This window comes from Saccharicrinis carchari (assembly GCF_900182605.1).
Classification (GTDB): domain Bacteria; phylum Bacteroidota; class Bacteroidia; order Bacteroidales; family Marinilabiliaceae; genus Saccharicrinis; species Saccharicrinis carchari.
On record NZ_FXTB01000001.1, the window covers coordinates 1,086,645 to 1,113,065 of the forward strand.

General features: G+C 40.6%; 14 protein-coding genes. All 14 read right to left on the bottom strand.

The window, feature by feature from the left end; all coding sequences use genetic code 11:
- Positions 1-53: 53 nt before the first annotated feature.
- The gene (locus FN809_RS03895; RefSeq protein WP_142532143.1) at positions 54-1,766 is read right to left on the bottom strand and encodes an MFS transporter; all 1,713 of its coding nucleotides are present in this window, start codon (positions 1,764-1,766) and stop codon (positions 54-56) included.
- Positions 1,767-1,876: 110 nt separating this feature from the next.
- Positions 1,877-2,689: a glycoside hydrolase family 16 protein gene (locus tag FN809_RS03900; protein WP_246095429.1), complete on the bottom strand. Its 813-nt coding sequence runs from the start codon at positions 2,687-2,689 to the stop codon at positions 1,877-1,879.
- Positions 2,690-2,717: 28 nt separating this feature from the next.
- Entirely contained in the window at positions 2,718-4,166 is a 1,449-nt protein-coding gene (locus FN809_RS03905; RefSeq protein WP_142532144.1) for an MFS transporter, read from the bottom strand.
- A gap of 62 nt (positions 4,167-4,228) precedes the next feature.
- Positions 4,229-5,200 (bottom strand): glycosyl hydrolase family 17 protein, encoded by a 972-nt coding sequence (locus tag FN809_RS03910; protein WP_185957428.1) that lies wholly within the window; start codon positions 5,198-5,200, stop codon positions 4,229-4,231.
- A 500-nt stretch (positions 5,201-5,700) separates the two neighbouring features.
- Positions 5,701-6,636, bottom strand: a complete 936-nt coding sequence (locus tag FN809_RS03915; RefSeq protein ID WP_185957429.1) for a glycoside hydrolase family 17 protein — start codon at positions 6,634-6,636, stop codon at positions 5,701-5,703.
- 282 nt (positions 6,637-6,918) lie between these two features.
- A complete protein-coding gene (locus FN809_RS03920; RefSeq protein ID WP_142532146.1) occupies positions 6,919-7,824 on the bottom strand; it encodes a glycoside hydrolase family 17 protein in 906 nt (301 codons plus the stop codon).
- A gap of 151 nt (positions 7,825-7,975) precedes the next feature.
- Positions 7,976-11,425: a hypothetical protein gene (locus FN809_RS03925; RefSeq protein WP_142532147.1), complete on the bottom strand. Its 3,450-nt coding sequence runs from the start codon at positions 11,423-11,425 to the stop codon at positions 7,976-7,978.
- 38 nt (positions 11,426-11,463) lie between these two features.
- On the bottom strand, positions 11,464-12,342 hold the full coding sequence (locus FN809_RS03930) for a hypothetical protein (RefSeq protein ID WP_142532148.1): 879 nt from the start codon (positions 12,340-12,342) through the stop codon (positions 11,464-11,466).
- A 203-nt stretch (positions 12,343-12,545) separates the two neighbouring features.
- Entirely contained in the window at positions 12,546-14,795 is a 2,250-nt protein-coding gene (gene bglX / locus FN809_RS03935; protein ID WP_142532149.1) for a beta-glucosidase BglX, read from the bottom strand.
- Positions 14,796-14,968: 173 nt separating this feature from the next.
- The gene (locus tag FN809_RS03940) at positions 14,969-16,069 is read right to left on the bottom strand and encodes a glycoside hydrolase family 16 protein (RefSeq protein ID WP_142532150.1); all 1,101 of its coding nucleotides are present in this window, start codon (positions 16,067-16,069) and stop codon (positions 14,969-14,971) included.
- Positions 16,070-16,137: 68 nt separating this feature from the next.
- Positions 16,138-17,895, bottom strand: coding sequence for a PKD domain-containing protein (locus FN809_RS03945; protein ID WP_142532151.1), 1,758 nt, complete (start codon positions 17,893-17,895; stop codon positions 16,138-16,140).
- Positions 17,896-17,913: 18 nt separating this feature from the next.
- On the bottom strand, positions 17,914-19,440 hold the full coding sequence (locus FN809_RS03950) for a RagB/SusD family nutrient uptake outer membrane protein (RefSeq protein WP_246095431.1): 1,527 nt from the start codon (positions 19,438-19,440) through the stop codon (positions 17,914-17,916).
- A 19-nt stretch (positions 19,441-19,459) separates the two neighbouring features.
- Positions 19,460-22,591 (bottom strand): SusC/RagA family TonB-linked outer membrane protein, encoded by a 3,132-nt coding sequence (locus FN809_RS03955; RefSeq protein WP_142532152.1) that lies wholly within the window; start codon positions 22,589-22,591, stop codon positions 19,460-19,462.
- Between the two features lie 652 nt (positions 22,592-23,243).
- Entirely contained in the window at positions 23,244-26,150 is a 2,907-nt protein-coding gene (locus FN809_RS03960) for a triple tyrosine motif-containing protein (RefSeq protein ID WP_142532153.1), read from the bottom strand.
- Positions 26,151-26,421: the final 271 nt, after the last annotated feature.

The window sequence follows — 26,421 nt, forward strand, 5'->3', positions numbered from 1 at the left end:
TATTTTCCTATAATAGTGGGTGTTTCACTTACCATACTGCAGGCCTTGTACAATTACTCCGCTGCTCTGCGCTGTTCCAACTCCTTTTGCATCAATATACTGGTTTTATGATCAATACTATAGAAATACAACAACACGGCGCACAATGCATACAGTATACCCGGAATAACAGAAACCATTAGTTTTATACCACGAATAGCAGATTCTGTTTGCACTATATTTGGTTCGAACTTAAATACTAATAATAACCAACCTGCCAGCGCACCACCTATGCCCCAGCCTGCTTTTTGTGCAAAGGTAGCTGCCGAAAAAATCAACCCTGTTGATCTTCTTCCGGTTTTCCATTCGGCGTAATCCGCAGTATCGGCCAGCATAGTCCATAAAAGTACGACCGCCGGTGCATAGGTCATCTTGGCTAAGATATTAAAGGTATAAATCAGGATGTAATCACCTTTACCCGGAATAAATAGCATGGCAAAGAAAATACCCGACAGAATGGTACTGGCCATAAATACATTTCTATTTCCGAACCTTTTTGCCAATGGTTTGGCCACCGGAAGAGCTACAATTAAAGCGATACTACTAACAATATTAAACAATTGAACATTTTGCTCTGCGCCAATATAATATTTAAAATAGTAGGCAATAGATAGGTTTTGCAGGGCAAACATAACAAACGACACAATACCCACTAAAGCCAGGATAACCCAAGGTCGGTTGTTAAAAAGATTTTTTAAATCTTCCTTTATAGAATTCTGCTGTGTTTTAGGGGGTTGCACTCTTTCTTTGGTAGAAAAAAAGGTAATTAAAAAGAAAACCACACTTAACAATCCTAAAACCATAAGTGTGTACTGATACCCTTTGGCTTTATTTACCGTATTATCATTTGCCCTTACATCAATGTAAGTAGGCTCACTTCCCTGTTTTATATAATGCACATCCACATTGGCTTGTGGATAAGGAATCATTTGCGATATTTTTGCTTTGGCCTTAATTTCCGTTGAATCGAACTGGGCCAAGGCAAAAAGAGAATCGTTTGAAACTTCATCTTTGGGCTCAACAACAATAAATATTTTACTTGAAGCCGTTTTAGATTTTTCATCTTCGATGGAATATTCCAGCGTATCTACTCCAATAAAATCCGGATGAACCGTATACTGAATACTATCATTACCCACAACAAGAGCTGTACCCCCAATGCTGTTGTTCGACATTAAATTTGTGGTAAAATTACCTTGCCCAAAAAACAGCGCCATCGACAAGGCAAAACCTGTTACTATTAATTGCCCCGAAAAGGCACTAACAAAGCGATAAGTATTAATACTTGCACGTTCATTGGTATCGGATGTCATAACAGCCATTAATGACGAATACGGCAGGTTTATCGCAGTATAGGCCGTCATTAAAAGAAAATAAGTAGTAGCTGCCCAAATAATCTTACCGGTTTGACTAAGGTCGGGGGTAGTAAATGTAAGCACCGCTAAAATGGCATAGGGCAATGCAGTAAGCAGAATAAAGGGACGGAACTTCCCCCACCGGGTATTTGTTCTATCCGAAATAATTCCCATTAACGGATCGGTTACCATATCCCATATTCTGGCAATAAGCATTATTGTGCCCGCGGCAGCTGGCGAAATACCAAAAGTATCGGTATAGAATATTAGAATCCAAAACCCCACCATGTCCCACACAAAGTGGGAAGCAGTATCGCCTAAGCCATACCCTAATTTTTCTTTAACGGATAGTTTTGTAGCTATTTTGTTCATGCTAAATGTATTGACGGTTAACTATAATATAAATGCAAGCATATTGATCCTGCATTTATTATTTTCACTAAGTATTATCTATTAATTGCTTACACCGGGTATGCAGGCAATTATTCTTCCCGTTGATACACCCTCACATAATCCACTTCCATAGTTTGTGGGAAAGCTTCGGCATCTATTCCTTGCACACTACCCCACGCGCCACCTACAGCAACGTTTAAAATCAAATAAAAAGGTTTATTGTAAGGCCATTTGTCCTCACCCAGGCCTTCGTTTTGGTAAGTAAAATAAAGCTGATCATCCACATAACACTTCAAAACCTCAGGCGTCCACTCCAATACGTAGGTATGAAAAGCTTTGGTAGCATCGTCAATATTAATGGTTCCGGTTTTTTGTGTTCCTTTTTGCCATTGGTAATCTTTTGAGTGGGCCGATGCGTGAATAACCCCCGCCTCGTGTCCTACATGCTCCATAATATCAATCTCTCCAATTCCGGGCCAGCCACCGTCATTAAATGACCAACCGCCGGGCATCATCCAAATAGCAGCCCAGGTTCCCTTTGCTTCGGGCACTTTGGCACGAACCTCTATTCTACCATACTTCCAGTCGGCTTTTGATATTAAGCGAACCGAGGTATACGCTTTGTCGTGGTAGGTTTCATTTACTGCTGTTACGTGCAACAGGCCGTTTTTCACCCAGGCATTTTCTTTCCGGGCCACGGTATAGTATTGATCTTCATTATTACCCCAACCATGCGCGTTACCTTCCGTATCGTAATCCCACAAGGTGGAATCAGGCAAGCCCGTATAATCGAATTCATCTGACCAAACTAATTTATACTCTTGCTTGGGAGTACAAGCAATACTCATTATAAGTAACACTACTAAGGACATGTGTACCCCTACTTTTTCCATATTTCTCATGTTATAGTATTTTATTCTATTAATTTATTTACTCATTTTCTCCTTGATGCTGCACTTTACCACGACGCGCTATTAAAGCCCTTCTTATTTTGTTGGCTTTTTCTTCGGTAACATCATATTTCCACATAATTAATATGGCTATTACCGCTGTTACAATGGGTATCATTATATCTGCAATACGTAGATTGGTAATGGTTTGAACTGTTTGTACCTTTACTTCTTCGTTAAACCCGACCAGGTGCAGTACAACACCACTGGTAAGCATAGCCAGTGCAGTACCCAGTTTTACCATCCACCAGTAAATAGCCCCAAACATAGCTTCTCTTCGTTCTCCATTATTAAGTTCATCCAAATCACAAACATCGGCAGTCATCGACATCATCAAAGTAAACAAGCCACCTATGCCAAAGGACAAAAAGGGGATGGGCATAAACATCAACCAATAATTATCGGGATTAAAACCCCACCATTTTAAACCATAGCCAATCATTGAGAGCAGGGTAGCTATGATAAAAGCATTTTTCTTTCCAAACTTTTCGGATAATTTTGTTACGATAGGAATAACAAGGAATGCCGTAGCAAAAGCGCTAACCGTACCGAACCATGCGGGCCAGCCTCCCGCGGCTGCTGTATCTCCATTAAAAAGATAATAGACGATAATAAAGAAGGCAAACTGAGCTATCGTCTGAAAACCATTGAAGATAAAAAACGTAGCACCACACAGTTTAATAAAAGGTTTATTTTTAATGGTTAATTTAATTCCCTTAATAAATTCCAATGTATTCGCTGCCAATTCGTTTCTTGACAAAGTTTTCATTTTATCTTTATCCGGAACTACCATTTCTCTATTGAAGAAAGCGGGTAGCGCACCCAATACCATGCATAAAGCACCTACCCAAACAGCCAGTATTCTGGCTCCCTCGGGAGCAGAGTCGAAAATTGACTCATTATAAATAATTACCCAAAACCAAGGCGCTATCATCCAGGCTATTTGCCCCATAAACTGACCAACCGCCATTAGGCGTGTGCGCTCATTGTAATCCGGGGTCATTTCATAGCCTAAGCCAATTAAAGGGGTGGCAAAAATAGTATATCCGATGTAAAAGAAGATGGATACAATTAAAAAATAAAAGAAGTTATACAGTTCAGAATTTTCAGGGTTTAACTGCCACATTATCATGTACGATACGCCTGAAATAATGCTCCCCGCTAAAATGTATGGCCTTCTGCGCCCCCATTTGGACTTTGTATTATCGGAGATAAACCCCATGATAGGATCTGTTAAAGCATCCAGTAGCCTGGGCAATGCACCCAACAAACCGGCAAGTACAGGATTCATACCCAGCGACATAACTAACACCACCATAAAAACACCTAAGGCTGCGGGAAACAGCTGATTGGCTAATTGACCTGACCCAAATGCTAGTTTTTGTCCTAAGGGTACTCTATCTTCCTGGGCTGTTTTATAGGCTGTCATTGCTTGTATATTTAGATTTCATTTCTTAGATATTTTTTATCGATCGTTTGGGTTGCACTGCACTACAAGTTGGGATAAAACTCCTTCATCACTAATTTGGGTTTACGATCTACAGTAAAAATGCCCCAGTGTTTTTCTGCACCCATAGGGTTATCCGGATTTCCTTTCCAGTCTTCGTCGAAGGCTTCAAAAAAGAAGGTGGTGATGTTATTCTCCTTTGACCATTCCATAATCCAATTATAATATTGCAATTGTTTTTCTTCACTGGCTCTATCCCCAAACTCAGAAGCCACAGTGGCCCAACCTGCTTCTGTTATCACTATCTTACTTTCAGGCAAAGCGTTTTGCACCTCTTTTACATTTTCAACGGTGAATGATATTCCATCCTCCAAATCTTTTCCTTCCCACACAGGATAAACATGAATAGAAACAAAATCGACAACACTGGCGAGTTCTTTTCCATGATCGGCCCACCATTTGTAGTTGTCGGCTACTGTTACCGGTTGTTTAATTTTACTCTTTACATGTTTTACATAGGAGATGATGGTATCGGTAGATACTTTGTGGTCGTTCCAATCAACCAGTGCTTCATTACCTACATTTACTGCCACTACAGTTTCAGTATACTGATTGGCTAATTCTATTCCTTTTGCAATTTCCTTAAGGTTTTTCTCTTTATTCGCATCCAGTGTTTCCCGGGGAATAGGTTCTGTGAGCCACTCACATGTTTCGTGTGCACTTAATTCGGCATCTAACCAAATACCTAACATTACTTTAATATTGATATTATTTTCCTTGATGACTTTTAAAACCATTTGGGAATTCACACCACTATCGTACACTCGTATTAGCTGAAACATGGAATCTTTTGATAAAATTGTAAGATCCTCCAGTACCTCTTCGTAAGAAGGATTTACAGCTCCATTGCCCCTATCGGGGTGCTGACCGCTCCGAAAACCGGAATAGCAGATGGCTTTGGACAGACCTATTAGCAAGTCGTCCTGTGATTGAAGTCCAATTGTTTCTTTTTGCATTGCGTTCTGTTTTTTGTTGGATGGCTGGCACGCCACAACGACCAACAGTAGTAAAATTGATATTCTAGAAAGTAGTTTCATATGCTTATATGTTCTTTAATTTGTCCTATTGTCTGCCCCGATTTTTCATCGGTGGAACTCACCGAGAAATAATCACTCCTCTCCCATTAAACGGGATCGGTTATTTGAGAACTTACGCTCATAGCTTGCCCCCTTCTTAGGGCACTTGTTACATTATATTGTTATTTAATTCGTTCCTAATTGCAATTGGATGCCCTGCTTGATGTACAAGCCGGCTTTTTGTTAACTCTCCAATAATACTTTCCTTTCTGCCAATGCCAGACACTGCCCCCTCGCGGGCGTGTTTCATGTAAATAAATTTCTTTACTCATCTACTGTTTATTCGCATCCGGCTCTTAATCATCCTCTCGGTTTATGCATTATGCCCCTTTCCCCCTTGCGAACCTTCCATATTCCTATTGCTTTTTTTCACTTTATATTCAGCAAAGAAGCTTTTGAACTAAATCTTTCATTACTCGTTTAGGTTTTCTATCCACTGTAAATAAGCCCCAGTGTTTTTCCGGTTCGTTTGCATCTTCTGAACCTTTCCAAGGCTCATCGAATGCTTCAAATACAAAGGTCAATATGCCTTCTTTATCACTCCAGTTTACCAAATCGTTGTAATAAATTTGTTGTGATTTTTCGTTCACATTACCCGGGTCAATTCCTCGTCCGTTAGAGTTTGTTGCCCAACCCGCTTCGGTAATTACTACGGGTTTATGCGGATATTTTTCCGCTACTCCATAATAATTTTCCTTGGTATAATCCAATGCCTCATGGATATTTTTATATTCCCAAACCGGATAAGTATGAATAGATATGAAATCTACTTCTTCGGCCAGTTTTACAAGTTTATCGTGCCAGGGCACATAGTTTTCGCAAAAGGTAAGCGGTTGATTCGTTTCTTTTTTCACCATTCTCACATAATCAATTACGCTGTTTACAGGTACATAATGATCGGTCCAATGCACTGTAGCTTCGTTGCCTACTGATAGTGAAAAAATAATATCTGGATGCTCATTTGCGATCTTAATCAACTTTTTAACTTGCCTGATGTTTTTCTCCTTATTTAAGGCCAATTCATCGGACGAGTACGTACCTCCCCATGGACAACCAAAATTGTTCATCTCGGCACCAATATACGCGCCCAACATAACCTTAAAATCCAGACCTTCTGTTTTTATAACTTCCAGCACCAGGTCAGTTTGCTCGTCGCAATCGTAAAGTCTTAGATACTTCCAGTGTCCATGCAGAATGAATAAATCTTCCTTAATTTCTTCGTAGGATGGATAAACCTCTCCCGGCGCTTGTCCGTGACGAAATCCTGAGTAGCAAATGGCTCTTCCCGGCTCTATGTTTAGATCTTTAATTTTCATATGTCTAAAACTTTAATATCAAGGGTGGCAGATGAAACTCGCCTTATTAGTCATTCCCATTTCCTTAGACGGGATAGATTGTGTATAAAATAAATGATTGCATTTGCCTGCTCGTTTCATGTTAATTTCAGGAATAAATGCACTTAGGCACGAATACACTGCGTTTTTTTAATCTATAAAGTGGAATTTATAATAATGGAATTGGCTCAATATGCCCACTGCTTTTTAAGAGCCAACATGCATGTATGGCCAAAAACTTTTCTCGTTTATTTTTTATCCTCACTATACTTTACTTTTCTCCCCGATATATTTTAACTTTTCATCTTTATCCCAGATTCCCCAATAGGCACCAACGCCACCTTCTGTTGATGTTTTCCATGATTCATCAAAAGACGAGAAATAGAACATTTCAATACCCTCTTCTTTTGACCACTGCTGTGCATTGATAAAGTATTTCAGGGCGTTTGCCGCTGATGCTTCCGCCCCATAAAAACCACCCCCTGCATTAGGCCAACCTGTTTCAGTGATGATTACCTTTTTTCCTTTTCCGGCCATCAAGGCTCTTCGGTACATGTCTTTCATGTATAAAAAGGAGTCCTCCAAACTGCATCCTTCCCAAAAAGGATAGCAATTAGCAAGAATAACATCACACGCATCTACTACCTTAGAACGGTTACAGAATTCATAATAGGCATCGACATAACCTACCGGTATTCCGGGCAGTTCTTCTTTTACACGTTTAATGAATTTCAACAGTTCCTGTTCTGACAGATCTTCCCGGTACAATACTTCATTTCCCACGGCCACTATGTCGGCATAACCTTGCTTAGCTACTTCAATCAGATTTGTAATTTCCTGCTCATTAATTTTTGCGTCGGTTCCCAGCCATGCCCCTACCAGGGTACGCATTCCCCTTTGCTTGACCATTTCGGGTATCCGTTCGTTCCCCTCGGTACAAGAAAAGGTTCTTACCCATTGAGTGTAGGGTTTCATAATATCGAGTCTGCGTTCTATTTGTCCGCGGCTTAGCTGGTCACCGGGCTGCTGTCCTTCTTCATATGGACTCATACACAAACCGTGCACTCCCTTGTTTAGTGTATTTTTATACATTGAAAGCAGCTCATCGTAATTTTTCCCGGAGAAATTAACTCCGTATAAAGAGAGCAACTTTTCTTTTCGTGCTGACATATGCGTATCGTTCTAATTTGTTGGGTTTAATTCCGTACATACAGATACTAAGTAAGTATATTGATGTAACGGTTTTATGTTATTTTAATCCTAATTTGTACAAGCCATACCCGCAGTGGCTAATGTCTTGTACAAATTAGTTGATAAAGCATTACACGAGTGTGACCTCTATTTTAGCTATTTCTCCCTGTCTGTTAAATAGCTTATTACTTATTTCTTTATCCAGTTTATATTTTAGCAGTTCTTTTGTTTCGCCATTACGGAATGTAACAAGCACTTTCGCCTTTTCACCGGACGTGTAAATAACAGGAATTTTACAATAGGTAAATGCCAGCTGTCCTTTTTCCAGGCTAATTTGTTGTGCGTTACCTTCTATATCGTAATAATTAAAAACCTCCTGATTATCCAGTATATCATTATGACTTAACATACTGGTATTAAATACTATCTGTCCTGATTTTACTTGTATGCCAAGTTCAGTTAATCGTGCAATTACATCTTCTTTTACCTGACCTGTCATTCCCGGCTGCTTAACGCCTGCACCTCCCGGGGTGTGAGAGTAAGGATCTGTTGGGAATGCTCCGTAAAGCGCCGGCGACTTATTTATTCCAATACCTGCTTTGATTTCGTAGTAATGATCTTTTAAACGACCCAGGATTTCGATACCGGCATTTTCTTCCAATGCATTAAAATACGATTCCTGCGCCGCAATCAATAACTTAGATACCATATGCCAATAAATACTACCTAATCCTTCATAGCCATAAAAAGTACCTGATCGACCGGTGAAGGATTGGTGATCGAACATTTTTTCATAGACATCAAGCACTGCATCTTTTTCAACATCAATCAGGGCGCCATACTTTGCTTTATCAAGGCCATCAATGGCAGCTTTTAATACATCTGCATTTCGAACTGACCCATTGAAATGACAGTTTCCTAACTTATCGCGATTTAAGATACTGGTATCTCCATCCTGCAGTAACTGGCTTAACAATTTAGAGTTCTCAACTGATTCCACCGGAATATTATTCTTTTCCTCAAAACGAGGTAATTGCCTATCCGGATATAGGATATAGCTATACTGATCCTCACGGAATAAGGCACTTGCTTTTAAGGCATCCAGTACAGATAAGCTCTCTTTGGCGTTTAAATAGCCGGAACTTAAAACAGCTACCTGGCCTTCTAACATCTCGTACAGGTAACGAACCGAAACTGTATTTTCACCAAATTCAATAAGGTTGTAGGCATGGTAAAGGCCATCTTTGCGTTTATTTACCTTAATAGACTGATCCATAAAGCCTAAAGCGAGGTTCATAAACTCAAGTAATTCTGCCGTTTTAATTGCTTTTTTACGCCCGGAGAAGGAATTAGCATAAATAGTGTTGCGGTACTTTTCTCCTGCGCTGCCCAGCACATCGGCAAAATTTCGTCTCTGCTCATCAGAAAATCCGCTTTGTATTAGGGCCTTGTTATCGGCAAAAAGCGCAAAAATGGAATCCAATAACGCTTTCACTTCCTCCGAAACAGCCACTTCCGTAATGTTTGAAGCACTTAATTTATCCGACCAAAATTTTAAAAACCTGCGTAAATAATATAAGGTTACCATGGATACACCATTACCCACCAAAGCATTATTGGCATCGTTCCATTCCGGACGTTGGGTATTTAACCAGATACCTGCTTCCGGTATAAAATTGCTTAACTTAGCCAAAAGGGTCACCAGTATTTTTTCGCTTAAATTAACGCGATACAAGTCGCCTTGCGCATTGAAAAGCATGCGTGCATCCGCACCAATAGCTTTTACTTTAGCTTTTATCTGTTCGTTTAACTCCGCATCAAACGCTATGGTATCCTGAGGATTAGCTACAATTTGATTGTACGACTTAATACGATAAGGTACGTTTGCATACACAAAGCTATCTGTGCTTAGTAACTGATCTAATTTACCCGGGTGATAAGCATTTGATAGCTCAAGGAATTTTTGAAGATAAATAATCTGATGATCGCCCCAGTAGCCAATATAAGCCCAGGGATCATCCGGATCGGGGCATTCCCAATCAATACCTTCGCGAGTGATTCTGTAAGGGTTATAGCCATCCGGTGTGGATGCATTTACAAATTTACTGATCATACCCTCTATAAACTCAGGATAGGAAAGGCTTAAAGCTTCCCAATTTTGAAAAATATCTCGCCAATTACCCTGATAATTCAATTTTATTGATCCGTCCTCGTTCTTGGTTTCAATAGCAAACTGGTTCCACGGACGGCTAGGGTCGCCGTGTCTTCTGCTAAAGGTTAAGGGCAGGTATTCATTTGTGATTCTTATCAGATCAAGATCCCCGGTTTCTTCGGCCAGTTTTGTTAACTCAGGATAGGAAATATGGGCAGGGAGCTTGCTTAACCAATCCTGGTATTTATCCTTAACTAATTTATTGGTTTGAGACACATACAAGGCGTAATCCTTAGTATCTACCGTATAGTTATTGGTAAAAATACCACCACGCATAACATTAAACAAGGTATTCGAAAAGTGACGAACGTACGATAGTTCATCCTTAGAAACCTGCAAACCATCCGCATCAGAAACAATTTTAATTAAGTTGCTTGTTCCCAAGGCAATATCTTCATCCACTATTTGAGCTATAGCTTTTTCAGTTAAAATAAACTGATTTAAATTGGCTACTGCTACGCTATCCTGGTTTATTTCGGCTACTAAGGCCCATTGCCGGGATGACTTTGGACTTAGCTGGAGCGCTGCGTTTAAATAGTATGCCCCCCGGCAAGCCCGCACATCCACCTCAGTTTGCACAGGCATTCCTTTTTTAAAATTTGCCACCTGCTTTTCTGATAACAGAATTTTTTTATCCTTTAAGCCGTGAGACCAAACCGTAGTGGTTTTTAATGATTCACTGGGTTCGGCACGATCGACGGGTATTGAGCTTAACATAAACAAACCCAACCCAGATTCCGCCAATAACTCATTTTTTTTATAGGCATCCAGCAAATTGCTATATTCGTTCTGAAAGGCATAATCAATGCCATAAGGGAGTATGTTTTTAATACCATCCAGCATGTCAAGCGAAACGGAACTGTCTGTTAGGTTGGTGACCTTAGATTTTTTTACAAATCCAAACTTTTCCGTGTTGCTCCACTCATACCGAAAGCTAACACCCAGCTCTTTATTTATTTCTTCAAAAACAACTTTGTTTCCGTAAATACTTTTGTAAATATTTCTTTCGATACTATAAACCTGGCTTACATCAGAAAAGGGTTCCCATAAAAAGGTTTTACCCTCTTTGTTGACCAAGAAAATAGTTTTACTGCCTGTTTTACCTTTGTAATCATGAATTTTATCATCGGTATAATATGGGAATAAGGCATTGTCACGATTCTTTCTTCCGGCCGACAAAGATCCATTACTCGATAAAAACATCCAATGGTCAGAATCGCTTACGATGCTCATAAAAAAGTCCTCCATCTGGTCGTAATTACCAATCTTGTAAAACTTTTCCTGTTGCCATTCTACGAACTCTCCCACAACTTCAGCCTGACTGAAATTTAAACTTGTATTTCCAAGAAAAATACGCTTCTTATCCATTATTTATTAATTTTATTTTTCCTTTTTTTAAAACCACTTTATCCAACATTAAAAACACTATACGTTCGTTGCCATGTATCCGACTCGCCGGGCTTTAAGTGAATTCCTTTAAAAACTTCCGGACTAACTACATGTTTGCGTCCCCATAAATTTATTTTTGTAGGATTAAAGTTTACTGTTTCGCTAATTCCTATACCTAAATGCTCATTTATCAATGTCCAGTTAGTGCTGTTTTTAACCGGATCGGCAATATTTTCATAAAAAAATTCCTCATTGGGTGTCCTGCTCCAATTAACGGTATGCTCATTATACAAAACGACTGCATTTGCACTTAGGCCTTTGTTATATTGAATGGGACACAGCTTACCGTTAAACCTAAGCCGGGTATGCTTCGAGATATTTTTACCTCCCGGTGCCAAAAAATTATGTACATACTCCGAGGTTTTAATTTCACATTGCCCAACATTCTCTAAAAAATAATCTATAGTAAAGCCATCCTCACAAATATTAAATTCCTTTTTCAGAAAAAAGGCACTGTCAAAATCTTTATTTAAACAATGAAACAGAACTGCACTATTATCAACCACCTCGCTAAAATGAATCGGTTTCATTCGATAGGTATGACTAAAATCATAAGGTTCGGGCGTTTCTTTGCAAAGCAATCCCACGCCAATTTTTGGAAAAAAAGCGCCCACTTTACAATCATCGTATCCCACCGGGTCCGTTAATCCAAACTCATTAAAAAAACCACGACCTCCATTTACTTTCCTTCCTTTATAATTTTCACTTGTACAAAAAGGTATGTTTTTCCAATATAATTGAACCACCTTACCAGTCCAGTCGAATCTGGTTCCCCGATATCCCTTTTCGGGCCTCTCAATCAAGAGTTTTATATTTCCTCTCTCTAATTTTATCATCTCAAGTTGTAAGCGTATAGTACAAAGTATCAAGTATTAAATACGTATCATCACGGCCTGTATAGCCAGGGAGGTGACTTGACTAATATATGTTTAATGCCATGTTTAGGAGGTTAAGCACCTATTGTTACACTCCAGTTTTTATTTTCACAGCCTTACCCCTTTCTTTTTACCGGGGCAAGGCTGCTTAAAAATTATAATACTTACTCTACTTTAAACGTGGCCATTAATTGTGCATTTGAATCGCCACCTACCCATAAGTTAAAATCGCCCGCTTCAACTACGCTTTCCATATCCTCGTTATAAAAAGATAAGTTGGCCACTGCCAGCTCGAATTTTACCTTTTGGCTTTCGCCAGCTTGCAGATTAACACGTTTAAATCCTTTTAATTCCTTAACCGGACGCGTAACGTTTCCTACTAAATCGCGCACATACAACTGCGCTACCTCGGTTCCATTATGCTCACCAACATTGGCCAGTTCAACCGTTATTTTTATCGTATCCCCAATAGCATAGGATGCTTTATCCAGCGTAAGCTTATCATAGGCAAAGCGGGTATAGGATAAGCCATAGCCAAATGGATATAAAGGTTTAAAACCGGCATCAATGTAATGCGATTCGTTTCCTAAAGAAGTTTGGGATGCCTTAACCGGGATATCATCTATATGGGTCCACGAAGCCGGATTGGCGGGGCGACCGGTGTTTTTATGATTATAATAAATGGGTATCTGACCTACCTGCTTTGGAAAAGTTACCGGTAACTTTCCGGAAGGGTTTTCATCACCAAACAAAACATCAACCAATGCCTTACCGCCCATGGTTCCCGGATGCCAGGCGTACAGCACGGCATCGGCATAATCCGAAATTTCGCCAATGGTAAGCGGACGACCGGCCATTACAACAAGTACAAGCGGCTTTCCGGTTTTATGTAATTCTTTTATCAGTTCTTCCTGTGCTCCCGGCAAACTAATATCTGCTCTGGAATGTGCTTCACCCGATAATATAGACTCTTCGCCGCCACAGAATACAACTACATCGGCTCTTTTGGCTTTTTCTATTGCCTTTGCAAAACCCTCATTGGTCTTAGTTCGAGATATTGCCAGGCCACTGGCATATTTTACTTTACTCTCGCCCAGATATTCATTTAGTGCTGCAAGAGGTGTTACTGTTAAGGTACTGTCTCCATCAAAAATCCAGGTTCCCAACTGCTCATACATTTGGTTGGCCATGGGTCCAATCAGGGCAATACTTTTAACCTTTTTATCGATTGGTAAGGTTTTATTTTTATTTTTTAGCAATACCATGCTTTCTACTGCTGCTTTTTGGGCAGCATCCAGGTATTCTTTTTTAGCAAACTGGTATTGTTTCTCTTCAGGTACATAGGGGTTGTCGAATAAGCCCAGCTCATATTTTACACGCAGAATCTCCCTCACTGCCTGGTTAATCGTTTTTTCGCTAAGTAAACCTTCGTCTAATAAGGTTTTAATATTTTCTTTATAAGTTGTGGCAAACATCTCCATGTTTATCCCTGCATTAATGGCTCTTAACGCGGCTTCTTTTTTGTCCGCGGCATAACCATGCGCCAGCATTTCATAGGTAGAAGCCCAATCGCTAACCACAAAACCGTCAAATTGCCACTCGTTACGCAACACCTGCCTAAACAAAAATTTGCTTCCCGTTGCAGGCACACCGTCTATATCGTTAAATCCGGACATAAAAGAACGCGCACCGGCATCCACGGCCGCTTTAAATGGTGGGAAATAAACATCCCTTAGTTCGCGGAGCGGTACAAGTGTAGAGTTGTAATCCCGTCCTCCTTCGGCCGCTCCATATGCAGCAAAATGCTTTGCACAAGCAATGATAGATCCCTCCCGGGTTAAATCATCCCCTTGAAATCCTTTCACCATATGCACCCCCATTACAGATGTCAGATAAGGGTCCTCCCCAAAACTTTCTGCAATCCTGCCCCAGCGGGCATCGCGGCTAATATCAATCATAGGTGCAAAGGTCCAGTTTACGCCTGATGACCATGCTTCCTGTGCGGCAATCTGAGCCCCCTGCTGCACGGTTTCCGGATTCCATGTTGCGGCTAACCCTATGGGAATAGGGAAAATAGTTTTAAAACCATGCACCACGTCACGGCCTATAAGTAAAGGTATGCCTAAGCGACTTTCTTCAACGGCAATTTTTTGAATTTCGTTTAGTCTTTCAACATCCACCTCATTTAAAATAGATCCAATTTCGCCGTTGCGCAAGGCCGTTTTCAGCTCATCGGGAATTCCTCCAAAGCCATTTGATTGACACATCTGACCAATCTTTTCATCCAGGGTCATTTGGTTTATTAAATGACTCACTTTTTGCTCTATATTATTGTCTTGCTTTACGTTGGAATACCGGCAGCCCGTAAAAATAAGGCATAACAAGCCCATATATAAAAAATAAACTTTTTTCATTTGTCTATAATTTGTTTTTTAATGGCCAGATGGAACACGCCACATCAGACGCCCTTCACCCCTTAAGACGAGACAGGTTATATGAGAAGGTACGCTCATAGCCTATCCCGACAGTTCGGGGGTTCGATTCATCAAACATTAAATACCCAGGAGAACTCCCGATAAAACTAAAATTAATTTGGTAATTTATATACCCTTACATAATCCACTTCCATGGTTTGAGGAAAAATGCTGTTGTCAATACCTTGAGCACCACCCCAAGTACCACCAACCGCCACATTCAGGATGAAAAAATGGGGTTTGTCAAAAGGCCAGTTAGAGGCGTTTTTTACTGCAGGAGCATAGGTATGCGTTACATTATCCGGTGTGTCAATATAGAAAACCAGCTCATCCTTATTCCATAGCAGGCCATAGATATGAAACTCTTCTTCAGCTGTATCCAATGCTTTGGATTTACCATTACCATTACCACCGTAACCAGCGGGGGTGTGCACCGTTGCATGTACCACATTGGGTTGATAACCCACATATTCCATAATATCTATTTCGCCACAAGCCGGCCACGACACCTCACTTAAATTAGCACCCAGCATCCATATGGCAGGCCATATACCTTTTCCGGATGGGAGTTTGGCTCTTACCTCTATTCGTCCGTAAGTAAACTCTTTTTTTCCCCAGCTTATCATTCTTGTAGAAGTATACGATCCAGGTGCCTTACTGTCGTTTACTTTTTGTGCAGTAATAATAAGTTTGCCGTCACTAATACGTGCATTATCGCCATTGGTATAGTTCTGTAATTCATTGTTGCCCCAACCACCCGATCCGGTTTCAAATGTCCAGGTGTTTTGGTTAATCTCAGTGCCATCGAATTCATCAGACCAAATTAGCGTTTCTTTATCCCCATCAAAATCCGGATCATCCTGAGCAATGGTGATAGTTTTTGAAATAACTTTGGTATCGGCTGGTTTATTTGTAGGTCCCCATACGGTTAAACTAATTTCATAGGTTCCTTTATTGGGATAATGAACAGACCGTACCGTTGTTTTATCTGTATCTTTACGGCCGGCCCCCTCTCCTTTCCCTAAATCCCACTGTAAGTATAAATAATCGCCCTCAGACGTATTGGTAAGATTTATTTTATTAGGATTTGAGCTATCTATTTCATAGGTGAAATCTGCTGTATAAAAATCTGTTTTTTCGTTTTCAGAACACGAACTAAACAGGATAATTACACTTATCCAGGCCCAAAATATCACACTAATATTTTTATTCATTCGGAGTTTTTTTAAATATCACTTTGTAAAAAGGAGGGTTACAATAACCCTCCTTTATTATTGTACTATTACAATTTAGCTGACTTCAATCCTTCTACATGAGGCCCGGCCAAATCGTCGAAATAAAATTCGTGAACGCCATCACCCACACCCGGGTTGCACATAATGCGAATAATATTGTAAAATCCCTGATTAAAATTAGGATCGGTAGTTACATCCGAAGTAAACTGTTCTCCAGTCCAGTCCCATCCTGCTCCAACACCAGCAAAATCATACTCAGCTACTTCCCAAGTGTCATCCGCTTGAATGGTGTAAATTAGATCATATGTACCAGTTTTCCACGCTTCAGCTTTATCGGTATTTTCCAGCTTCATTAAAACCTGCTGACCTGCTTTACCACGAACCATAATTTTAAACACACTATTTGTGGTTAAATCAAAACGATATCCGGCGGGCAGTGTCATATTGGCATTCGCCCATTCTTGACCTTCTTTCCGGTAATGGAAAACATTCAGCCCTTTATTAGGATAGATGCGATCAGGATTCTCTACTACAGAAACATCACAGTCTTCTCCAGCTACAGGTGCCATTTCTACTTCACTGTTATCCACGTACATTACCATATAATCCAAAAGGAAAGGAACATAGTTAGAATGATGGTTTTCGACTAATATATACTCATTAGTTACCACATCCTCATTAGATGCCATAAGGGTTATCGTAACCGGATAATTACCCTTGCGCATGTACGTATGCTCTGCAGTTCCGGTATAACCATTTACTTCCACCACTTCGGAACCGTCACCAAAATCAACCGTGTAACCACTTACGCTCAAACCTTCCGGTATTACCACATCCATTAAACTTAGCAACCAGGTATTCTCCTCTGCTGTTGCTGCTATATCCACCGAGTAAGTTACGGTAGGCTTAACGTATCCCTTGGGTATCAGTTTAATATACCAACGGTTTCCATCGCCACCAATACAGCTCATATGAATGGAGTTCTCGGTTACTTCGTCTATCTTATACTTATTATCACTTGAACCATAATCGAAACCGAAAAACACGGGTTTCGCTGAACTTAACGTGATATAGTTAACTCCATCTTCCTCACTAAAAGACCATGTTGCGGGAGCGGGAGTAAAATTCACCCTACAATCCAGCTCACCGTATAAAGGCGTAGCGTTTGAATAGTGCTCATTGTCCTTTTGAAAGTCCTTCACGTAGGAATCGCCATTGTTATTGTATTGGAAATCAAAACCCACCAAGGTAAACACAAACTCATCATCGTAAGCTCCGGAATTTGTTTTAGTCAAGGGATCGGCAGCCCACCATTCAAGGCCTGTTCCATCGGCCGGGCCGATGCCAAAATGGCCTGAGGAAGTACTGTCGATAACCCATGTTTTACCTTCGGCAGCAGCCACACCACCCGAAATCATGGTTAGCATAGGGCTTTCTAAAAAAGCATAATCTGTTTCGGTTTGCACTACATTTTGCGTTATAGTAGTACTATTACCATCATTGGCAGTAATGGTTAAAGCTACCTCAAACTCGCCGGGTAAGGGATAGTAAGCTATTACTTTATCACCCTTTGCCGTGCCACCATTCCCAAATTCCCAACTAACCGTATGAATACCCTTTACCGGGGTAAGGTTTTCAAGCACATAATGATATGCATCCTCGCCCTGGGTTATTGTAAACTCCATTTGTTCCTCAGAGGGTGTGGCATTTAGCTCCAAATCCGACTCTCCAAACTCCTCCGGTTGACAGGCAACGAATACCAATGTCATCGCCAAGATAAGTCCTGAAATATATTTAATCTTCATAATTCCTAATTTATTATTTTAATTATACCCCTTATTCTGTACTAATTTGAACTCTCCTTCGGTTTTATCAATTTCCGATTGAGGAATAGCCAAGTACTTCATATCATCGTTCCATGTTCTTTCCGATGAATATGCAGGAATACTCTCGGTAAGCAGATTAGTATCGCCCCATCGTACCAAATCCCAAAAACGCATTCCTTCGCCCACAAACTCGCGACGACGCTCTAATTTGATATTTTCGGCCGTAGCTGCGATAGGATCTACACCAGCCCGTGTACGCACCAAGTCCAGACACTCTTGTGCAGTTAAGCTACCAGCCGGAGCTACACCGTGTATCACCATTAGCTCTGCAGCGTTAAGCAGGGTTTCTGCATAACGGAAAATTCTAACATTATTTTCGAAGTTCAGATCCTGTCCATAAGGCGCATCGTTATACTCTTTACGTGCAGCATATTTAGCCATAAAGTAACCTGTATCCTGAAAACGCGGTGTATAGGTACCTTCGCTAAACTGATTGATGGAAGCGGCCAAACGCTCATCACCTTCTTCATAAATACCAACTAAATCGGGTCTCACCGGGCCAAATCCCCAACCTCCTTTGTAAAAGTCTTCACCACTTAGGTTATCAGCTCCATTGAGTCCGTTAGGTGAGATAAACGCGGGTAGGTTAGTTCCATAACCGGTCCAGGCAGCTCCCCAATCTTTACCTTCGGGCAGATGGTTGGCTTCGAATATTGATCCCGGTCCAAACTCCCCTTCTCTATCCCAGATAGAAGCAAAATCAACCAGCTCAAATGCTCCACTGGCATGGATCGCTTCCATATCGGCCAGCACTTCGGCATATTTGCTTTGGTCTTTCTGATACATTACAATCCTGGCCTTCAACATCATGGCAGCGGCCTTTGTAGCACGTCCATCGTTGGCAGCTGTTGTTTGCATAGGCAATTTATCTCCTTCGATGGCAAAGTTTACATCATCAATTATTTCGTTGTACACTTCGTCAGCCGTAAATTGGCGTGCAAAATAAGGCGCAGGCAGATCCTGCTCAAAATAAGGGATATTACCCCAAAACTTCCACAGCCAGTGTACGTAATAAGCTCGTAAAAAACGGGCTTCTGCTCTAAACTGGTTTAATTTGGCTTCATCTACACCCACTGCATTATCGCAAGCCTCGAGCACATTATTACACCTACTTAGTCCGCTGTAGTAAATATTCCACAATCCTGCGGGTGTTTCGTTGGGGTTTACATTAAACTGTGATAACAGATAAAGCGGACGCTGGTCGCCGGCATCACCACCACCTTTGAAAATATCATCTGATCGAAGATCGGACAGTAAAGGGACACTATTGTAATTAAAGTCGGCATAGCTATCGAACAACAACACTTTATATGCAGAGCCCAAATTGGACAAGATAGCACCTTCCGTTGCAGTACCCCCTGCCTCCTGCGAAGCGGTAGGTTGCACCGTTAGGAAATCTTCGCTGCAGGAACTGAATCCCATCAATACAGCCAAGAAAACTGGCAAAATATATTTTTTCATCATTTTTTATTTTTTATATTATTTAAAATGTAATGTTAGCACCTATCGAGATCGTTCTGGATTGCGGATAAATACCTTTATCTACACCTATAGTTGTATATCCACCCGAAGCAATTTCCGGTTCAAATCCATCGTATTTTGTGAATGTCAATAAGTTTTCGGCCGAAACATAAAGTCTTATATTTTGGAACATATCTTTACTTACCAAATGCTGTGGTAAGGTATAGCCCAATTGTATATTTTTCAATCTCATGTATGAGCCATCCTTTATATATAAATCAGATGAACGCCAGTTAGAATTAGGGTTGGCCGATGTCATACGCGGTATTTTGGTGGATGTACCTTCACCTGTCCAACGATCTAACACCCATGAAGGTCTGTTCATGGCAGCAATATCACCACGTTGCGATATGTCGAAAATATCATTACCCGTGCTTCCCTGGAAGAATACATTCAGGTCGAAGTTTTTATAATCAGCACCAATGGTAATTCCATAAGTAACATCCGGCATACCTTTTCCAATCATGGTTCTGTCCAAATCATCAATAACGTCGTCATTGTTATAATCTACAAAACGTACATCACCGGGTTTTGCATTTTGACCGTACATGGAATTGTAGCTATCTGCTTCACTCTGGTTTTGTAAAATACCAGCCGTTTTATATCCATAAAAATAAGGGAATACCATTCCGTTTGTTCCTTTTACAAAGCTACCAACACCAGAAGCATCCGACGATTCATAGATATTCTCGCCCGAGTCGTTACCCATATTTATCAAGGTATTTTTGATATAGGATGCCTGACCTGTAATACTGTAGTTTAAATCGCCGATGCTATTTTTAAACGTTATTTCCAGCTCTACACCCTGGTTTTCCATATCTCCTGCGTTTGCAATTGGAGCACCTTTACCTACGTAGGAAGGAATAGGCTGATTCATCAACATCCCTTTGGTATCTTTTTTAAAGTAATCAACACCAATAGCTAATGCATGCTTAAATAATCTAAAATCCATACCCACGTCAATCTGCTCCGACTCTTCCCATTTAACATCGGCATTAGCAATACGCGAAGGATTGCTACCATACTGCATCAAGGAATAATCGCCTGAGCCAAAGTAGTAGTTCTGACCACCATCCATCAAGCTGGTGTAAGAGAAAGGTGCAATATTTTCGTTACCATTTCTACCCCAACTGGCTCTTAGTTTCATATAACTTAACCACATAGGTCTGTTGTCCATAAAACTTTCGTTAGTGATATTCCAACCTGCAGAGAAAGACGGGAAAATAGCCCATTTGTTGCTGGGGCCAAAGTTTGACGAACCATCTCTACGAACCGTAGCCTGAAGCATGTAGCGCTCATCGAAGTTATAATCTAACCTTCCAAAGTAAGAAGCCAGGGTTCTTGATGTAAAACCACCTGTACCACCTGCAACACGCTCATCATCCCTATCGGCAATAGCATAATCAATTACAGCTTTATTAGGGTCGTTCTCCAACAAATCATAATCATCGCCAGCTAAGTACCTGGTTGTATATTCCTTAGCGGATTGTCCTAATAACACCGAGAAGTTATGCTTATCATCAAAGCTCTTTACATAATGCAAGGTATTCTCCAGCTGCCAGGTATAGCCTCTGTTCATGTTAGAATACACATGGCTGCGCTCTACATGTTTACCTTGGCTGGCTAAGAAATGAGGGAAGGTATGTCCATCACCACCCCAAAAGGCTAAATCTACACCATAGCTCGATTTAAACTTAAGATCTTGCAACAATTCCAGTTCGCCCCAAAAAGTAGCTACTATTTTATCTGAATTGTCCTTTGAGGCCGAAGGAGCATCTAACATAGCTACCGGATTCGCTATCTCCTGAAAGCCTGCCGGTGGCAAAGAGTATACTCTTCCGTTTTTATCGGTAACCGCCGTAGGTTGCGATGCCAAAACTGCATCAGGATCCGTGGCATAAACCGGAACAGTAGGATTAAAGGCCAATGCACTACCCAGTACCGAACCAAACTCCGAGTTAGTTTCGATACCTGAGGAAACAATACGTGTGTATCCTGCATTAACACCTACTCTAAGTTTCTTCAATAAACCTCTGTCTACATTAAAAACATCGTAAGTATTATTTATACGCACACTATAACGCTCAAAATTTGAACGATCGAAATTACCGCCTACAATACCTTCCTGATTGTAATACCCAAAAGATAAAAAGAAATTAGAAGTCTCACCACCGCCGGATAAGCTTATTTGGTGATTTTGCACCGGTGCATCATAATTAAATGTTTTGCTTTGCCAATCGGTACCTGACCCTGCATTGGCAATTTGATCGGCAGTGTACCTGGCACTGTTGCCATCGTTCAAAGCCATTTCGTTCATAATAACCATATACTGCGTAGCATTCAGCACATCTCTTTCTGTCCAGGGATTCTGGATTCCGTAGGAAAAATCGTAATTCACCTTCGTTGTTCCTTTTTTTCCGGATTTTGTGGTTACCAAAATAACACCGTTTGCCGCCCTTGCACCATATATAGCACCCGATGCCGCATCTTTTAACACCTCAACAGACTCAATATCTGATGGGTTCAGGTAATTGATACCACCATCAACTGCCATCCCGTCTACAATGTATAAAGGCTCACTGTTATTTACAGTTCCTACACCACGAATTCTAACCTTAGAGTCTGCACCAGGCTGACCAGAACTTTGGGTGATTTGAACACCGGAAACACGTCCTTTAAGCACATCCTCGATACGTGATGGATTTGCCTTTTCCAGCTCATCTGCATTTACACTACTAATTGCGGCAGTCATAACACTCTTTTTCTGCACGCCATAACCCACTACTATCACCTCGTCCAAATCGGAGATAATACTTTTCATTACCACGTTAATAGTGGAAGAGCTAATCACATGCTCCTGCGTTTCCATCCCGATAAAGGAAAAAACAAGTGTTTCGCCCATGTTGGCCTGAAGCGAAAAATCGCCATCCAAGGATGTGATGGTTCCAATTGTGGTCCCCTTTACTAACACGCTTACTCCGGGCATACCCAGACCATCGTCCTGGGAAATTACTTTACCCGAAACCGTAGTTTCTTGTGCCCACATTAGTGTGGTGCACATGAAAAGGAAAATTGTTCCTAATAAATTTTTCATTTGTTTTTAGATTTTAGAAATTATAGTGATGCAAACATGTGGACAAATGTTAATGGAAGCTAATAAATGACATCATAAAAACCTCTAACATGCCCTTTTTTTACCTCACTAAAACCTCACACCCAAAAACATTAACCATTATATATCAAGCATTTATACAAACCAACCTATGAAATTCACTTTTTCACCAACCACACTTTAATTATTTTTTAACAAAACGATTCAATAACATCTTTTAACAGCTAACGATTTACTACCCGGGTAAAAGACGCTGCTACTCTGTTAAAACAGGAAGTTTTCTGAATTGCGCTTTGCGCTATTCAGTTATAAACGAATAAATATGGGATTTTTATTTACCACGAAGAAATGTTACCATTATATGCATAGCGCATTTAACGATTCCCCGCCTTTTGCTCTTCCGTTAAACCTGTGGATCATGGAAAGGAAAGCCTGTTTTTGCCGGCCATGGATAATGTAGAGGTACGAAACACCCCCGCCCTAAAGCAGGCAGGCGAACAGAACAGTACACGCCGGAAAAGTTGATTGTGTAGCTTTACTGAGTTAAAAACTTACCTGCCAAACACGAACTAAAATAATTTGCACCCTCAGCAGGTGAAATCTAATTCTTATAACACACCCAGCGCCACAGGTTTTACAAGCTAGCAATATAAGCCGATAAATTATCCCCTTTGTCCAATCCTAATTTTAATCGCAATTTGTAGCGGTTATTTTCAACGGCGCGAGTAGTAACATTCATTAATGCGGCAATTTCTTTGGATGACATACCCATTTTAATAAAGGCGCTTAATTTTTGTTCGCGTTGACTGAGGTCGGGATGTTGTTGGGTAAGTTTTCGTAAAAATTCCTCGTGTACCTGATCAAAGTGCATTTCAAACACATCCCAATTATTTTCGTCGACCAGTTCCCGATTTATTTTTTTGATGATAGCGTTTACTTCATTGTTGATGCCGGATGCCGCCGGCACCTTACTTATTTTTTTGAGCCGTAGTTTGATATCCGACAATACCTCATTTTTTTGTATGAGGTGCAAGGCCGAGTTAGCCAATTCCTTCTTCTTATATACTATTTCGCTACGCAACTTATCGTTACGCATTTTTATCATTTCCTTTTCGGACAATAAGGCGGCATTCTTAAGTTGCTCCTCTTTCGCTCTGAAGTGTTCTTTTTGTTTGGCCTCTTCCTTAAGCCTACTCAAAACAATCCTGCGGTTGATAAAAAACATAAGGATTAAAATTAAGCCTATGGACAATAGTAGATAGGCCATTTTGGCATACAAGGTTCTGTACCATGGTGGCAGCACTTCAAAGCTAAAATAGACAGGTTCCGCTTCTACTCCATATCTATTTTTTGCTTTCACCCCAAATGTATATATACCTTCGTGCAGATTGGCAAAAGTTCTGGTTTTCGATTCGGACCAATCAGAGTAAGCCTGGTCAAAGCCTTTTAGGTAGGTTGAATAGCGCATACCGCTACCCTCTAAAAAGGAAGCTGCGTAACTCACATCAAAAGTATTATTCCGAAACTTAAAAACAGGCATCACAATTTGAGGCAGTGGTCCGCTTTTTACACTGTTAAAACTATAACTTATTGTATCGGAGAGCTCCTTAAACGAACGCACATGCACGTTAAAAGGTATTTGATAGTTTTTTTTGTCATATGATGAATAGTGTGCAAAGCCGTCTTCTATTCCAAACAGCGCATTTTGGCGGTCTTGCACAAAAACAAACTCAAAACCCCCTACCAGCTTCCTCTCCAAAGGTAGAAATGGGTTTACCACTTTTCTATACGTGCCATCCTCCATATAGCGGAGTACCCCCACACTATTATCGCTAAAATACCAGATGTTGTTGTATTTGTCCTCTTTTAAAAATTTAGGAAACCGGCCGGCATCGAAAAACGCATCGTAAAGCTCTTCTCTTTCAAAGGTGGAACTGTCTGATGCAAGTCTGTAAATCCCATCAAAACCCGAAAAAACGCACATACCTCGCACCTTAGAAAGAACCAGGCTAGCCCTGTTTCCGGGAAAAGAATCTCTGGTAAAAGAATCTGCCCTTGTTACGGCCGTAAAATCGTTATCAAACCTTAAGCTAAAAACCCCTTTAAACCCGTGCGAAACCCACAAATTTCCCTTGTCATCCCACTCCATATATCTTGACGATTCGTCGAAACCTTCAATTTTACTTTTAAACAACCACTTGCCTTCCCGTTTTTGAAAAACGCAAATACCCTGATAGGTACCTGAAAGAATAAGGTCGGGTCTACCGGGCACCGGCTTAAAATTCCACACCCCGTTTATCCCTCCCGGCGTAATTTTTTTTGCCGTGCCGTTTGAAATATCAAAAGCGCCAAAATTATGACCGCATAAAAGACTGTTCTGATCATGATATAAAGCCCACACCTGACCATCGGTGTTTGCTAAACGTTTAAAGTCATCTCTGGTTTTCAAGGGATCGGAAAACTTTGAAGCGGAGATTTTAAAAAGAGCCTGGTTGGTGCCAAAATACAAATCATCATTATACTTTTCCAAACAGTATCCGGTTCCCAAATTGTAATAGCCTTGTAAAAAACTTACGCTCGAATTAAAGTTAATCCTTACAATACCATTGTCCAACCCGCCCCAAATATTTCCTTCGCGATCGACAGTCAAACTCAATACCGTATTATTATTAAGGCCTTTGTCTTTATCTATTTGCATAAAAACCTTTCCTTGCATATCCACCACTACAACCCCCCCCTGAATGGTACCAAACACCATAAAGTCGTTGTTATACTTGAGGCCACAAAAAATATTGGTTATTTTCAGCAAGGGGTCGGCCTCCACATTCCACTTCACCACGCCACGCATGTCCCATAAAAACAAACCCGCTCTAATGGTACCAATCACAAAGCTATTATCCGAAGCAGGTAGTATTGAGGTAATTTCCTTACCAATAAACACCTCGCCGCCCGCAACAGGAAACACTTTATCACCACGGACTTCCATCAGTCCCTCTTCCTCATCATGCACCAACAGCAATCCATTTACTACATACGACGAAGTAAAGCGTAAAGGAGCACTGATAATCTTAGCTAATTTATCATTGTTTATAAAAACCAGAGAGTGCTCAGTACGCAACACCACCTCTCCATTCCAACTATGTATATCCCATATATCCCCCAAGCCCTCAGGTATATCTTTGTCCCACAAAGAATTATAACTAAGCTGCTGAATACTATCGTACTCAAAATACCCGAACTCCTCAAACGAACCGGTATACAATCTGTTTCCAATTTCACTGACACTGCGGACGATGTTACCGCTCATCCGGTCAATCATATTCCAGTTTACGCCATCGTACTCTAATAGGCATTCGTTATTGGCAAAATAAACAAAACCGGTGGATGCTTGCTGTATGTCCCAATTTTGTGTGGCCCCTGCATATTGCCGTCTGTTAAAATATTCAATTTCGGGAATACCAATTTTCTGTATCTGGGCATACATGGAGCTTGCAATTATTGCCCACAACAAAAACAGTATGGAGAAGTATTTTTTTTTCATATGGGTATCCTATTGTAGTTCTTCCAAATTCCTGCCTAAGCACCTTTATGGCGAATCCAGGCAGCCGCTAAGCTTATCTAATCATAAAATAATGGTGCTAAAAAAGTCAATAACTCCTATTTCAACTAAGCCTGTCTAAAACCAATTCTTCCTTGTTATTCCGGAGCTTTCCTTTTCGTATTGTAAAGCAAAAATAATATATTCGCATCACAAAAAAAGTTTAGTCCCAAATTATTCTGCACTTTACCCACGTTTTCGATAATCTTTGGGT

Excerpts from the sequence above, each read along its gene's own strand:
- FN809_RS03895 (WP_142532143.1), bottom strand. The coding sequence starts at position 1,766 with ATGAACAAAATAGCTACAAAACTATCCGTTAAAGAAAAATTAGGGTAT.
- FN809_RS03900 (WP_246095429.1), bottom strand. The coding sequence starts at position 2,689 with ATGAGAAATATGGAAAAAGTAGGGGTACACATGTCCTTAGTAGTGTTA.
- FN809_RS03905 (WP_142532144.1), bottom strand. The coding sequence starts at position 4,166 with ATGACAGCCTATAAAACAGCCCAGGAAGATAGAGTACCCTTAGGACAA.
- FN809_RS03910 (WP_185957428.1), bottom strand. The coding sequence starts at position 5,200 with ATGCAAAAAGAAACAATTGGACTTCAATCACAGGACGACTTGCTAATA.
- FN809_RS03915 (WP_185957429.1), bottom strand. The coding sequence starts at position 6,636 with ATGAAAATTAAAGATCTAAACATAGAGCCGGGAAGAGCCATTTGCTAC.
- FN809_RS03920 (WP_142532146.1), bottom strand. The coding sequence starts at position 7,824 with ATGTCAGCACGAAAAGAAAAGTTGCTCTCTTTATACGGAGTTAATTTC.
- FN809_RS03925 (WP_142532147.1), bottom strand. The coding sequence starts at position 11,425 with ATGGATAAGAAGCGTATTTTTCTTGGAAATACAAGTTTAAATTTCAGT.
- FN809_RS03930 (WP_142532148.1), bottom strand. The coding sequence starts at position 12,342 with ATGATAAAATTAGAGAGAGGAAATATAAAACTCTTGATTGAGAGGCCC.
- bglX (WP_142532149.1), bottom strand. The coding sequence starts at position 14,795 with ATGAAAAAAGTTTATTTTTTATATATGGGCTTGTTATGCCTTATTTTT.
- FN809_RS03940 (WP_142532150.1), bottom strand. The coding sequence starts at position 16,069 with ATGAATAAAAATATTAGTGTGATATTTTGGGCCTGGATAAGTGTAATT.
- FN809_RS03945 (WP_142532151.1), bottom strand. The coding sequence starts at position 17,895 with ATGAAGATTAAATATATTTCAGGACTTATCTTGGCGATGACATTGGTA.
- FN809_RS03950 (WP_246095431.1), bottom strand. The coding sequence starts at position 19,440 with ATGATGAAAAAATATATTTTGCCAGTTTTCTTGGCTGTATTGATGGGA.
- FN809_RS03955 (WP_142532152.1), bottom strand. The coding sequence starts at position 22,591 with ATGAAAAATTTATTAGGAACAATTTTCCTTTTCATGTGCACCACACTA.
- FN809_RS03960 (WP_142532153.1), bottom strand. The coding sequence starts at position 26,150 with ATGAAAAAAAAATACTTCTCCATACTGTTTTTGTTGTGGGCAATAATT.